The sequence below is a fragment of the Dehalococcoidia bacterium genome (assembly GCA_028711995.1).
Lineage (GTDB): Bacteria > Chloroflexota > Dehalococcoidia > SZUA-161 > SpSt-899 > JAQTRE01.
Window position 1 is genome coordinate 1 of record JAQTRE010000075.1, and the last position, 13,856, is coordinate 13,856.

Annotated in this window: 10 protein-coding genes; 3 read left to right on the forward strand and 7 right to left on the reverse strand. The window is 54.5% G+C overall.

All coding sequences use genetic code 11. The features are described 5' to 3' along the window. The 7 genes from PHV74_10425 to PHV74_10455 all read right to left on the reverse strand — a co-directional run. Positions 1-1,248, reverse strand: a 1,248-nt coding sequence (locus PHV74_10425; GenBank protein MDD5094776.1) for an FAD-dependent oxidoreductase, incomplete at its 3' end; no start/stop codon positions are given. After that, entirely contained in the window at positions 1,232-2,248 is a 1,017-nt protein-coding gene (locus tag PHV74_10430) for an electron transfer flavoprotein subunit alpha/FixB family protein (protein ID MDD5094777.1), read from the reverse strand. The genes PHV74_10430 and PHV74_10425, both read right to left, overlap by 17 nt. Before the next feature lie 120 nt (positions 2,249-2,368). Further along, positions 2,369-4,333 carry an FAD-dependent oxidoreductase gene (locus PHV74_10435; GenBank protein MDD5094778.1) on the reverse strand — a complete coding sequence of 655 codons (1,965 nt, stop codon included), beginning with the start codon at positions 4,331-4,333 and terminating at the stop codon, positions 2,369-2,371. A 68-nt stretch (positions 4,334-4,401) separates the two neighbouring features. Further along, complete coding sequence (locus tag PHV74_10440) at positions 4,402-5,511, reverse strand: hypothetical protein (GenBank protein ID MDD5094779.1); 1,110 nt, start codon at positions 5,509-5,511, stop codon at positions 4,402-4,404. A gap of 398 nt (positions 5,512-5,909) precedes the next feature. Further along, entirely contained in the window at positions 5,910-8,324 is a 2,415-nt protein-coding gene (locus PHV74_10445; protein MDD5094780.1) for a CoA transferase, read from the reverse strand. Positions 8,325-8,573: 249 nt separating this feature from the next. After that, the gene (locus PHV74_10450; protein ID MDD5094781.1) at positions 8,574-10,592 is read right to left on the reverse strand and encodes a GAF domain-containing protein; all 2,019 of its coding nucleotides are present in this window, start codon (positions 10,590-10,592) and stop codon (positions 8,574-8,576) included. Next, a complete protein-coding gene (locus tag PHV74_10455) occupies positions 10,593-11,282 on the reverse strand; it encodes a response regulator transcription factor (protein MDD5094782.1) in 690 nt (229 codons plus the stop codon). A 534-nt stretch (positions 11,283-11,816) separates the two neighbouring features. Here PHV74_10455 and PHV74_10460 point away from each other — a divergent pair. The 3 genes from PHV74_10460 to PHV74_10470 form a co-directional block, all read left to right on the forward strand. Further along, positions 11,817-12,116 (forward strand): hypothetical protein, encoded by a 300-nt coding sequence (locus tag PHV74_10460; protein MDD5094783.1) that lies wholly within the window; start codon positions 11,817-11,819, stop codon positions 12,114-12,116. Between the two features lie 58 nt (positions 12,117-12,174). Next, a complete protein-coding gene (nuoE, locus tag PHV74_10465) occupies positions 12,175-12,693 on the forward strand; it encodes an NADH-quinone oxidoreductase subunit NuoE (protein ID MDD5094784.1) in 519 nt (172 codons plus the stop codon). Between the two features lie 29 nt (positions 12,694-12,722). Then, a partial coding sequence (locus PHV74_10470) for an NAD(P)H-dependent oxidoreductase subunit E (protein ID MDD5094785.1) occupies positions 12,723-13,856 on the forward strand: 1,134 nt, incomplete at its 3' end.

Consider the following 13,856-nt stretch of genomic DNA (forward strand, 5'->3'; position numbering starts at 1 on the left):
TTTCTTGACTTTGCCCAGTTCCTCGCGGGCTATGCTCAGTGCGCTCTTGTGTGGTTCGGGGTCAATAGTTACCAGGCGTTCCATGAAGTTATTCAGCATATCGGGGTACTGATCGAAGAGACGGGGTGAACTCATGAATGCCGGAGCCAGCCGATGAGTCTTCATGGAGGAAAGAGCTGCTCCCCGGTTCAGAAGCGTCAGATAGTGGCGAAGCGTGGAAGCTGAGAAATCTCCCTTTTGACAGGCATGGATTGCTGTCTCGCCTGCGCTTTTCCCTGAGGCTATTGCAAGGTTCATCCCCATCAGAACAAGACCGGTGTTTACACAAAAGCCTCCGGCATCTCCCGCGACCAGAAGGCCGCTCTTGAATAGCTTTGGCATCCCTGCCAGGCCGCCTTCAGGGATGAGGTGCCCGGAGTACTCCATCAGTCGGCCGCCCTCGATGAGGCGCGCGATTCCCTGCCTGGCTTTGAAGCGTTCCAGTACCTCGTCAGCTGTGATACGCTGGTTCACCAGCGCCTGGGGCTGCACTACGACGCCGATAGATACGCTCTCTTTGTTGGTGTAGATGAATCCGCCGCCCGGGATGCCGCGGGCAAAATCACCGATTACTGTATATGATGCGCCGGCGTTGCCGATAAGCCCGAAGCGCTCGTTGATGGTCTTTGCCGGCAAGGCAAGCAATTCCTTAACCCCTAGACCGATATCATTGTGGCCAAGCTCTCTGCGGAGTTCGGCCTTCTGTGCCAGCAGCGAGTTCACTCCATCAGCGAGAATAACAATGTTGGCTCTAACATCTCCATCGGCTCGCTGGGTCTTGACACCTGTCACTTTGTCACCGTCATAAAGAAGATCATCTACAACCGTGCTGGTCACAAGGATTGCTCCGGCATCACGTGCCTTGTTTACCAGCCATTCATCAAACTCCCGGCGCAGCACAGTGAATCCATTGAAAGGAGGTTTGAGAAATCCACTGTTGCCGAAATCGATCTCCAGAGATCTCTCGCCGGAGGTCATCATGATCCTTTGGTACTGTACCGGGCGTTGGAGTGGGGCTTCTTTCCAGAATTCGGGGACAAGCTCCTGCAACACCTGCGCAAACAGCATGCCTCCCGTCATGTTTTTGGCGCCCGCGAACTCTCCGCGTTCGATCATAAGGACCTTCAAGCCCGCGGTAGCAGCGGTCAAAGCGGCCGAGGCTCCAGCCGGACCCGCTCCGACCACTATCACATCAAACGTTTCCGGCATTTTGCGCCTCTACTGCTTGTCGTTTTCTGATTTGTTCGATCAATACAGGCAATACTTCTCGAAGATCCCCAACTGCTGCCAGGTCGGCGAGCTTCATGATCGGGGCCCCTTTGTCCGAGTTGATGGCAATGATCAATCGCGAGTCTTTCATTCCTCCAATGAAGTAACTCGTGCCCGAGACGCCGATCGCCATAAACAGGCGCGGGGACAGCCGTCTCCCACTGCTTTCTCCCACAAGCCGGTTTCGCGGCAACCAGCCATTGTCTACCGTGGGCTTAGACCCACCCACAGCTGCGCCCATGACATCAGAGAGATTCCAGATGAGATCGAGGTTCTGCTTCTGGTGGAATCCGTAGCCAGCCGCGACTATTCGCTCGGCTTCGTCGAGCGCGACCACCTTGGGATCGGCCTTCACAAACCCCTTCACCTCTGTGCGGGGCATAGGCATGTCTCCCAACTGCATGGCGACGATATCGCCTTTTCGAGTATTAACAGCTCGGTCTAAACCCACACTGCCGGGCTTCATGGTTACTACCGTGGTGGAGTTGGGAGCGAACGTAAAAACACCATGCGCCTTGCCCAGACAGGTCGAACGATTGATCCTCAGGCTGTTATCCTGCTGAACGGCTATGGTGACGGTGTTAGCCGCGAATCCGCTCTTCAACCGGGCCGCAAGTCGTGGAGCCAAGCTGGCACCATTTGGCGTTGCCGCGATGAGGACGAGCATGGGAGAATGCTCAATTTTCAGTTTCGAAAATGCATGCGTGTACAGATCGGCGCTGAATTCGTTTAGACGCCGGTCCTCAAACAGATAGACGACGTCAGATCCATAAGCCACGAGCTTGTCTGTAAACCTGGAGACGTTTTCCCCAAGAAGAAAAGCACATACCTTCCCTTTGAGACGACTGGCCAACCGGCGAGCCTCCCCAAGCATCTCCAGACTGGATTCCCGGATCTCACCTTGTTCATGCTCAGCCCAAACCCAGATCTCGTTATCCATGCACACCTACCACCTTTCTTGTGATGTGATGAAATCATAAAACCATCAGCACAGCACGCTCGGAAGCGACCCCGAGTATCGCCTCCACGTTGAGAGCTTGCCCCCTGACCGAACTGAAACCTAGAGTAACAAGCCTACCCGTTTGCCGTCCTTGATGGCGTCGTCGATGCCAAAGATATTGGCGCGGGATTCTCTGGCGTCGCCGATTATGTGGAGTTCGGGAACCTTCCCTAGCAGAGAGTGGTAAAGGGCCTCTACGGGCGGCTTGGATGTCACAAGAATCACGGTATCGACATTCTCAATCGCACTTGGCTGGAAGGTCAGTTGATTCATCAGATGAACTGTGTGATCGTCGATGCTGGAGAAAGCTGTATTTGGAATGAATGTTGCCTTGGGCAGCACGCGCATGCCAATGACAACGTCGATGCCAAGGTCGGATACCGATCGCCCCATCTTCGGGTCGATGCTGACAACGGTCACATCCTTGCCCTGGTCTGCCAGCATCTCAGCAATACCGGGGCCAACAACATAGGCTGTTGTGTCGTAAATCACCACACGCTGGCCGACAGGTTTCTTGCTCAGCACCACATCTTCTGGTGTGAGCACATACTCTGCATCCGCACCGGGTATGGCATACATCTGCTTCGGAGTTATACCGAGGCGAGAATAGGTGGCGACTGTCGCGACGATGACTGCGTCTGGATGAAGTGCAGCAATATTCTCGGGCGTAGCTTCGGTATTCAGCCGAATATCCACATTCCGCTTCTTGAGTTGAAGCGAGAGCCAACGGACGACGTCGCTGCGGTCGCCCAAACCAGGCAGCTGCGCCTCCAGTCGCACATGACCGCCGAGTTGCTCAGCTTGCTCGAGCAGAATGACGTTGTGGCCACGCTGAGAAGCGACCATGGCGGCTTCCATGCCTGCCACACCGCCGCCTGCGATGACGACTTTCTTTTTCTTATCTGCTGGTGTGGGCGTGGGTTTGTGTTCTTGTCCAACCTCTGGATTGACGGTGCAGCCGATGGGCTGGAAAAAGCGGCTACGCAGGAAGCAGCCCTCAACGTCGCCGATACAGGCACGTATCTCTTCAGTATCGCCCCGCTTAGACTTGTTAGCCCATTCGGGATCGGCGATGAGCGAGCGAGCCATTACGATCATATCGCATTGGCCTTCAGCCAGGGCTTGTTCCGCGAACTCCGCAGTGGTGATGCGTCCACCGCTGATGATGGTGACATTGTCAATCGCTTCACGCACAGCCGCCGCAGCATAGAGGTTGGTGCCTTGAGGCATGTACGATGAAGGATAGTGGAAATATGTCGTTTGCGGTTTTTGGCCGCGAGCGCCAACTCGGAAGTAGTCGACCTTTCCAGTATCCGCCAGCATCTTGCACATCTCGACGCCTTCCTCCAGCGTAATTCCCCCATAAATCGACTCATCGACGTTCGTCTGGAAACCGATGGCGAAATCCCGTCCGCAGCGCTCCCGAACCCCATCGATGATTTCAAAGACGGCCCTCAGCCGGTTTTCCATGCTGCCGCCATATTCATCTGTGCGTTTGTTGTACAAGGGAGAGGAGAAACACTGCAGTCCTGCGCCGCCACCCATGGGGAAATCGATACCATCGGCACCGGCTTCCCTGGCCGTTTCCGCCCCAATAGCGTGCCACTTGATGACCTGCCGAATTTCGTCGATTGTCATCGTGCGGCCCTGGTTTTCGGTCCAGAGAGACTGTGGGACTAAACCGGAAGGCTGTGCCTGTCCGGGAGCGCCCGTGAACCACGTCCCCTGGACTATAGCTTTCGCTCCCCACTTATGGATGGCTGCAATGAGCTTGGAGAGGCCGGGGATGCAATTTCGGTCAAAGAGCTCGAAAGAAAACCCTTTAAACAGGCCGGTCGGTACCACGGGGCAGTTCGCAATCGCAAGCGTGCCCACACCGCCTTTGGCCCGCGCCTCAAAGTAGCCGATCTGCGCGTCCGATCCAGGAGGAAGGGTGAAGATATGGTGGGGAGACATGAATATCCGATTCGGGACCTCCAAGGCTCCGATCTTGGTTGGACTGAACAAATACTTGAAATTACCCATTTTTCCTCCTTTTCACATGTGATGACGCCTGCAACGGCTGAAGCGCAAAGCCCCGGGTCTTCGCCGGATCAGCGTTTCTTGACGATCAGCGGGCTCTTGAATTCACGCAGGTCCGGACAGTAGTTGGCAAAGTTGTTGGCATATATGATCCCCGGTTTGGCCCCACAGACAATAGGAATGGTCTGAATCATTGGCACCGCGGTGGCATAGTAGGCAGGCGATGTGCGGTCGCCGGGACGGAAATGGAGATTCTTTTCGGCAGATGCCAGAAGCTCAAACCTGGCCTTGACGGAAACCGGTTCAGCCTCGATAGTGACGGAGTAGGAGTCGCCAGGGGCTAGCCCTTCCGGCAGGTCTCGCGGATCGTTATACCAGATTTCCTCAAGGGTGATGAACTTTCTGCCTTCCACAATGGCATGGTAGAACAAATTAACACCTGATCGAGTGCCCTTGCGTATAGTCATAGGGGCCATCTTGATATCCTCGCGGGCGGCTTTATATATCTTTTCCGATTCGATACGATCCAGCTTGACACCCAGAATGTGGCAAGTCAACGCCAGGGTTTCGCTGTACCCCCGATCGCCGACATTTTCGATCCACGGCTTCTCCGAGAGCTCCTGTCCGTAGCCCAGACCCCAACACATGTCGGCACTCTGGGTCTGGCTGGTATCGGACAATTCCTGAACCTTGATATAGGAGATGCTGGTGGAAGCGCCGGTGAGGGTGGCGATGATGCGCTCGTACAACCACCCCGGGTTCACTCCCGTGGAGTGCAGGCAGGTGCCGCCTTTTTCACAGGCCTTTTGGAACTTATCCGCCAGAGCCTGCGAGGTATATGGTGGATACCACCATCCGATGGAGGTGATCACATTCCTGCCGGATTCCAGCAGCCGACAGACAATATTGGTAGCCTCGGAATCGATCTCTACCTGGGTGCTCATGTTGGGAGTGAAGAGGACCACATCGGCAGCAGTCCCGATGATCTTCTCCTTATCGGTGGTGATTTTGACGCCGGTGGGTGCCATGCCCAGATACTCCCCCACATCCTTGCCGTTCTTCTCCGGGTTGTAGGCCAGGACCCCAACCAGTTTCAGTTCTGGCTTTTTGGTGATCTCCCGAAGCAGGGCATTCCCTACTGTTCCCGGACCCCAGACGATGACACGGTAGGCTGGTTTCATGCTTTCCTCCTCTTCAAAGGCTCGAGTGCATGGGATTGCCGGATGCAGCAGTTCATTCCTTACAGGCGGGCATGCCCTCGTTGCCTAAATAGTTAACGTTATTTTGGCACAGCGTAACAGTAGGTGTCAAGATATCGCATTACGCGGTAAATTTGTTATCAGAGCTTGAATATTGTTTCCAGATGGAGTCATCGAGGGGATGGCCGGCAGGATGGCCGGAGGCGTATCACAATGAGTGCAGAAGATCCTTTTGATGGGGAAAGTCGGGATCCCGTGAGGCTTGAGATGGGAGTGGTGCAGGATACTTCCTGCCGGGGGTTTGGGGGTGTCCCCCAAATTCTCCCTCCTCCCCAAGAGTGGGGGCAGGGGGTTGATCATGCCCTGATCAGATCATCTTCCTAATAGATGGCCTTTTCCGCTGCCAGATTCTCGATTTCGGAATTGCTCAGCCCCAGGAGTTCCCCGAACACATACTGGTTATGCTCTCCCAGAAGCGGGCCGTGGCGGGTGACCCGGGCCGGGGTCCTTGATAGCTTCCAGGGTGGGGCAATAACCGTGTGCTTCCCCAATCCCGGATGAGGTACCTCAATAAAGAAATCGCGCTCGCGGAGATGCGAGTCTTCATAGAGCTCTTTACCGTTCCAAATGGGGATCGCTGCCACTCCGGCTTTCTGAAGCATCTCCATTGCTTCGTAGGCGTTTTGTTTAACCGTCCAGCCGGCTACCATCTTATCCAGCTCCAGATGATTCTGTCGGCGCGCTTGGGCATTGGCGAACCGTTGATCGAGAATCCATTCCGGGTGCCCGATGATTTGGCAGAACGCCTGCCATTCTTCTTCGGTGCCGATGGCGATGCTGATCCACTTATCTTCGCCTTTGCAACGATACCCGTTGTGGGGCGCCATGCATTCATCCTCATTCCCCTGGCGGAATTGTACCCGGCCGTTCATAGTGTAGTCCATGAGCACATTACCGAGGAGCACGCTGATGGCCTCGGAGCAGGAGAGATCGATATGCTGACCCTCTCCGGTTTTTTGCCGGTGAATGAGCGCCGCGATTATGGCAAAAGCTCCGGTGGTTCCGGCAAGGAGGTCAGATTCCCCCAGCGAGAGAAGAGGTTCATGATCGGGATATCCCGTTATGTATGATGACCCGCCCAACGCGCCGAAAGAGGGGGCGTATCCGATGTATTTCTTCGCGGGGCCGGTCATTCCCAGTGCGGAGATCGAGAGCATGACCAGTCTCGGATTGATTTTATGGAGAACCTCGTATCCCAGGCCCAGCCTGTCGATGACGCCGGGGCGCATATTCTGGACCGCCACATCGCTGATTCTGGCGATTTCCCTGGCGAGTTGGGCTCCCTTGGGATGTCCCAGGTTGAGGGTTATGCCGATCTTATTGACGTTCAAATCGCTGAAGACCGGCGAATTGTCTATTCCGCTATAGATATCTCCGGTGGTCAGGGAAAGGACCCTGGAATGATCGATCCGCGTTCTGCTTTCAACCTTGATGACTTCGGCTCCCAGTCTGGCCAGAAGCCCAACGGCGTGAGGGCCGGCCCATGCCCAGGTGAAATCGGCTACCCGTATCCCTTCGAGCGGTCGAAGCCTCTTTCCGGTCTCGATCGGATCGCATGACGCATCAAGTTTTTTGCTGTTCCGAATCATGCTACCGATCGACTTATTGTGCTCCCCGAGCGAAGGGGCGGAGCGTTCGATTTTGAAGGGCGTCTCAGAGAATATGGAGGAGGCTCCGGGATATTTGATCTTCGAACCGGAAGGATGATCGATTTCGACGAAGAATCCTCGCGCGTTGTATTGGCCGGATTCGGCGATGTCTTTGGCGGACATCACGGAAGCGACCGGGCAATTGGCCTCCTGCCCGTTGTGATAGAAGTCGTCTTTGGCCTGATCTTTGGCCCACTCACAGATGCGAGGCAGTATCTCGGTATAAAAGCGTTTGGATCGCTCAATGAGACTGTCGAAGGCCTTGTCCTGAGCCCACTTCGGGTTGCCCATGATATGAAGGAGGCCTTTCCAGTGATGATCCTCGTGAGCTGAAAGCACTACGTGGCCATCCTTGCACGGTACGAGTACGCTGGTGCCGTTGATGCGATCGGTTCGGGTAGTAATCATTCCGGTGTTGGCATAGTGCGATGCCCAGACCCGGGCCAGATCAAGCATGGCTTCCTGCTTTGAGAGATCCACAAACTGGCCCAGCCCCGTCTGTTTCTGATCGTAAATGGCGGCGAGAGTACCGACGGACGCGCTCAGTCCACAGCTGAATTCGCCGATCAGGCTGCCATATTTCAATGGCTCCCTTTCCGGGAAGGGCGATCCGTAGGGCATGAGATAGCCAAAAAGGCTACAGTGAGCGGTATTCAGCGGATAAGCCTTATACTCGGCGTAAGGCCCTGACTGACCGAAGGGGGTCACTGCCGTAACCACGAGGCGCGGATTCAGCTTCCGAAGGGCTTCGAAGTCGAGCCCCAGTTCTTTTGCGGTACGGGCGGATTTGTCGTGGATCAGCAGATCGGCAGTCTGGATCAGTTTAGCAAGCGTCTCTCTGTCCTCCGCCGATTTCAGGTTCAGGGTGATTCCCTTTTTGTTCGTGTTGAGATACAGGAAGGTAAGGCTGAGCTCGGATTGGTCATGGAGGAAAGGGCCTCTTCTTCGGGAAGGGTCGCCGATTGCGGGCTCTTCGATCTTGATGACCTCGGCTCCCAAATCGGCCAATAGCTTGCTGCAGTACGGCCCAGATACAAGATCGGCATATTCGAGTACCCTGATTCCAGCCAGCGCTTTTGTGCTCATAATTACAGGGGACTGCCATCTGTTGTGATGCGTTCCCCAAGCGGCATTATAGCATGCCGTGGGGACACCAGCAACGGCTGGGTAACTGACTGTGGATTCCGGGTCAAGCCCGGAATGACTCGGAAAAACCGTTAGTGTTGAGCCCAGTCGAAGCATGAAGCAAGGAAAACGTCATTCCCGCGAAGGCGGGAATCTAGGAGGGTGGGTGTTGCCAGCAATATCAATCTCGGGCGGGGATCGCCGGAAAACCTATATCGGAGCCTTAATGGTGATGATGGTTCCCTTGCCCTCCTCGGACTTAGCCTCCAGGCGGCCATCGAGCAATCGCACTCTTTCTTGCATTCCGGTCAGGCCGAGCTTTCCGATCCGGGAGAGGTCGCTCACCTCAGCAGGAAGGTTGAACCCGATGCCATTATCGGTGATGACGACGGTGGTTTTTCCATCGCCGAAGGTAATGGAAACTTCAGCCTTTGAGGCGTGAGCGTGCCTGCCGATATTCCTCAGTCCTTCCTGAACAATGCGGAAAAGGATCAGCTCTGCTTCCTGAGAGAACCTTCGCTCAGCGCCGTGTATTTGCAGGCTGGTTTCCACCCTTTGCTCCGTCTGGAGTTGCCGGGTGAGCCAGTGGAGCGCCGGGATCAATCCCAGGTCGTCCAGAATTGAGGGGCGCAGACCGCGGGTGATATGGCGCACTTCCTGCAATACGTCCTTGATCTGTTCGTGGAAAGCCCACATTTCCCTGGCTTCACCCAGAGGCAGCTCAGATTTGTCATGTAGGAGGTTTTCCAGTTGATGAAGCAGCGCGATGAGGGATTGGGCGGTGCTGTCATGGAGTTCGTGGGCGATGCGCAGCCGCTCCTCCTCTTGAGCTCGGGTGATCTGCTGAACATAGAAACGCAGGTTTTCCTGCATCCGTTTTTCCTCGGTGATGTCCCGGGCGATATTCTGAAAGCCTTTGGGATGGTCTCCACTGGATAGCAGATTGGTGGTCAACATCAGTGTTGTCTCTGTGCCATCCCGTTGGATGAAGTGCTGCTCATAGGGTTGAGTCACGGTTTGACCGTGGAACAATTTGTAGCCCACTTCCATCGCGTTCTTCAGGCTTTCTGTAGGGAGGAGATCCTTGATGTTCATCTTCGATAGCTTTTCCGCAGTGGAGTTGAAGAGGACTTCGCCAGCCTTGTTGACCATCTGGATGTTGCCCTCCATGTCATGAACCCAGATGGCATCGTGGGCGCTATCGAACAGCTCTCTGTAGTTGGTTTCACTCTGGCGCAATTGTTCGGCTATCGTCAATTGTTCCTGGTAAAGGCGGGCGTTATCAATGGCGATGCCGATTTCGTTTGCGATAGCCGTCAGCAACTCGATTTCCTCAAAATCAAATTCCCTGTGCTGGTGCGTAGCCACACACAGTGTGCCCACAATCTTTCCCCTGGCTTTCATGGGCACAATCAGCTGAGCCTGAATATTCTCGCGTTTGACCACCTCTCTGGTTAAGCGAGGGTCTTGGGATACGTCATCTACCAAGAGTGGCTCTCCGGTCTGGGCCACCCATCCATTAAAACCTTCCCCCACTTTTATTCGATCCACCAGACGGGCAAATTCCGGTGAAACGCCTTCAAAATCCATGACTACAAGCTCACCGGTTTTGTCTTCGAGGATAAAAAGCAAGACAACCTCAACTCCCATCACTTCCACAACCAGGTCGATCGCCATGCGCTGGAGCCGGTCCATTTCCAGCGACTGGGCGAGCAAGCTGGAGAGCTTACTCAATGTGGTCAGCTTCTGCTGGTATCTCATGGTGTTGCGAATCTGGGAGCGGAGCTTCTCCTGGGCGGTGAACATCGAGGCAGTAGATTGTTCCCGTTCTCTCATTGCCTTCATTTGTCTAGCTCGTGCTCTGAACCAGAAATTTGCCAGGATACCCACCAGGACCACAGCGCCAGTCTCGAAAACAGCATCGGTGGGGGTTGTGGAGATGAACAGAATTCGGGGCAGCATGGCAAACAGGCTAACGGCGGTCAAGGCCAACCCGGCTGTGGCTCCGAAAATATAGCCCGCATAGATGATCGGCACAAGGTAGAAGATACGGTCTACCGAATGCCTTTGCAGGCCCCAGAGGTAGTCGCCGGATGATGAATCGGAGAGGCCCAGTTGATCGGGATAATGAAAAACGGTGCAGATCGCCACCATGAGTGTGATGGCCCAGAAATGGGGGTTCTTTGCCAGCGTTCCGGCTTGTTTGGGCCACTTCGGTGGTGTTCTCATCTATTCTCCGTTGGGGGCATCGGGTTGGGATACCTCGGCCAGCGTGAACCATCTTCTTCTGAGTCCTTCCATCACTGCCTCAATCCGGGAAGACACACCCAATTTGGTGAAGATGTTTCCAAAGTGACTCTCTACGGTGTGAACGCTGAGAGATAGCTGCTTGCTGATTTCCTTGTTGCTCATTCCTCTGGCGGCCATTCGGAGCACTTCAATCTCCCGGTCGCTGATCGAATCAGCTGCCATCTGTCGATTTTCATTAGCGCCTGTGTCCCTGAAGCGCTCTACCAGCTTCCGGGCCACCACAGGATGCAGCACCGACTCCCCGGATCGCACAGTGCGAATGGCCTCGACAAGTTCATTCCCACTCATGTCTTTGAGTAGATAACCGGAGGCCCCTGCTTCCAGAATGGGGAAGATGTATTCCTCATAGTCGTAGGCTGGGAGGATCAAGATGATGATGGAGGGCTGAAGCTGTTTGATCTTTCGGGTGGCTTCGATGCCATTGAGCTTGGGCATGTTGATATCCATGATGATGACATCAGGATTGAGTGCTTTGGCCAACTTTAGGGCCTCTTCACCGTCGCTTGCCTCGCCAATCACCTCGAGGTCTTCTTCCCGATCCAGGAATTGACGGATACCCTGGCGCACCATTTTGTGATCTTCAGCAAGCAGAATTCTGATCTTATCCATAAATACCCCCGCGAGATGCTATCAAAATCTTCAAAGATCCCCCTATGTCGATCAGGGCTCGCAGTCCTGACGTAGTCTGACTCGACCCCCTAGCTCCCACTCGTTGGGGGAATTGTAAGGGCACGTTGCAACGTGGCCCCCACGGGGCCCCACCAGGCCCCCGGAAGGAAGAATCCTTTACATCGTGTTTGCCAGTCCCTGCTAAGTTATTACTGTCTTTGCGAGGGACCAGTGGTGGCGAAGCAATCTCACAACGCATGACGAAAGGGATTGCCACGCGTTGCTCGCAAAGACATCTTGATCCTCTACCTATCCATATCTTAGGCGGTTTGGCAATGGGTTTCAATGGAACTGATGTGGCGAAGCGCTATTTGGCATCAGTGAAAACCATGACCATGAGTAATTGAAATCCCTGAATGGAATCACCATCGGCACCCAGTTTCTCATCGGAATGCAGTAATAATTGCCCTGATGTAACTTCGTGGTGATTATGGTCTACTTAAACCGGAATCTTCTCACACAAGGAGGTGTCAAGTGGGTTTAAGGGCATATTTGTTGGTTGACGTCAATGATGATGTGGAGCAACGGGATTTTGTGCAGGCATTAAGAGAACTGGAAGAAATGCCGGGGATTGATTTCGTTGACCCGGTCATCGGAGCGCACGATATCGTCATCATGGTAGATGCGCCGGTAACAGTGGAAGCGATTGCCAGTAAGATCCGGGCCAAAGGCTGGGTGAAGAACCTGGAGATCATGAGGATCGTCTCCATGTTTGAGCGGCATCGGGCTTCAAAGAAGGAACTCCTCAAAGCGTTGATGCACGGAGGGGTGTAAACGCTTATCCCTGATCGGCTGTTCGCCATGACAGAGCTTTTGGCAATAAGGAGACTAAATGAATAGCGAAACAATGGTAAGGGAAACGCCCAGCCTTACAGCCATCGATGCGATCGCTCACAAGCATAATGTGCAGCCAGGCGCGATGATCCCGATTCTCCAGGAAATTCAGGAGGCGTATGGTTATGTTCCTCCGGTGGCCATCCAGCGGATAGCGGAGAACACGGGTGTCCCTGTGAGCGAGTTGTATGGCATTGTTACTTTCTACTCCCAGTTTCGGCTTCAGCCTCTGGGCAAAAATCATGTTAAGGTGTGTCACGGCACTGCCTGTCATCTGGGAGGAGCGGAAAGGATAGCCCACTCCATCGAACAGGTGACCGGTGCCAAAGAGGGCGAGACCAGCAAAGACGGGCTTTTCACCGTAGAGCGGGTCGCCTGTCTGGGCTGTTGCAGCTTATCTCCGTGCATCACCGTCAATGACCAGGTCCACGGGCAGATTTCTCCGGAGGCTACGCACAAATTGATGAGTCAGATCAAGGAGTCGGAAGGGGTTGTTGAGTCGGTAAAGGTTGGATAGATGGTCTCGGAGACGAACAGGAGCGTTCGATGTTTACAGAAAAAGATGGATATTCCCCCAATGGGCATCGCACTGTGCTAGTGTGCGAGGGCACCGGCTGCACATCATCCAAGTCAGATCAGATACGGGAGACGCTGGAGGAAGAGGTCAAAAAGGCTGGTCTGGATAACGTCAAGGTCGATTTCACAGGCTGCCACGGTTTTTGTCAGCAGGGCCCGATTGTCATTGTGGAACCTGAAGGCACTTTCTACGCCCATGTGAAGGTAGAGGATTCGGCAGAGATCGTCTGGTCTCATCTTAAAGAAGGCAAACCCGTAGAGCGGCTTTTCTATCGCGATCCGGTGAGCAATCAGGCTATACCCACTTATGGCGAGATAAACTTCTATAAGAAACAGAAGCGACTCATCCTGCGAAACTGCGGCCATATCAATCCGGAAAGCATCGATGACTATATTGCCGTCGAGGGGTATCAAGCCCTGAAGAAGGCACTTCTGGAAATGTCTCCCGAACAGGTGTTGGAAGAAGTGAGACGTTCCGGGCTCAGAGGTCGGGGAGGCGCCGGTTTCTCGACTGCCCAGAAATGGGAGTTCTGTCGTAAAGCCGCAGGCAGAGAGAAATATGTGATCTGCAATGCGGATGAAGGCGACCCCGGCGCTTTTATGGATCGGAGCACCATGGAGGGCGACCCGCATACGGTCATCGAGGGGATGATCATTGCTGCCTATGCCATTGGGGCAACCGAGGGTCACATCTATTGCCGTGCTGAATATCCTCTGGCGATCAAGCGCTTGCATATTGCGCTTCGACAGGCCGAGGAACGCGGATTTCTGGGCGAGAATATTCTGGGCTCAACCTTCAGTTTCATGGTCCATATAAAGGCAGGGGCCGGCGCATTTGTGTGCGGCGAAGAGACCGCGCTGATGGCCTCGATCGAAGGCAAGCGGGGCATGCCTCGTCCCCGGCCTCCGTTTCCTGCCGAGAGAGGCTTGTGGGGAAAACCCACCAATATCAACAACGTGAAAAGTCTGGCCAGTGTCCCGGTGATTATCAACAAAGGCGCCGAGTGGTATGCTTCCATCGGCACGGAGAAGAGCAAAGGCAAGGGATTTGAAACGGCAGTGATAGGTCTGTCGGTGGGAGAGTCGCAGAAAATCCATATACCG

Coding starts and splice junctions, on each gene's coding strand:
- PHV74_10445 (MDD5094780.1), bottom strand. CDS start 8,324: ATGAGCACAAAAGCGCTGGCTGGAATCAGGGTACTCGAATATGCCGAT.
- PHV74_10430 (MDD5094777.1), bottom strand. CDS start 2,248: ATGGATAACGAGATCTGGGTTTGGGCTGAGCATGAACAAGGTGAGATC.
- PHV74_10435 (MDD5094778.1), bottom strand. CDS start 4,333: ATGGGTAATTTCAAGTATTTGTTCAGTCCAACCAAGATCGGAGCCTTG.
- PHV74_10450 (MDD5094781.1), bottom strand. CDS start 10,592: ATGAGAACACCACCGAAGTGGCCCAAACAAGCCGGAACGCTGGCAAAG.
- PHV74_10440 (MDD5094779.1), bottom strand. CDS start 5,511: ATGAAACCAGCCTACCGTGTCATCGTCTGGGGTCCGGGAACAGTAGGG.
- PHV74_10455 (MDD5094782.1), bottom strand. CDS start 11,282: ATGGATAAGATCAGAATTCTGCTTGCTGAAGATCACAAAATGGTGCGC.
- nuoE (MDD5094784.1), top strand. CDS start 12,175: ATGAATAGCGAAACAATGGTAAGGGAAACGCCCAGCCTTACAGCCATC.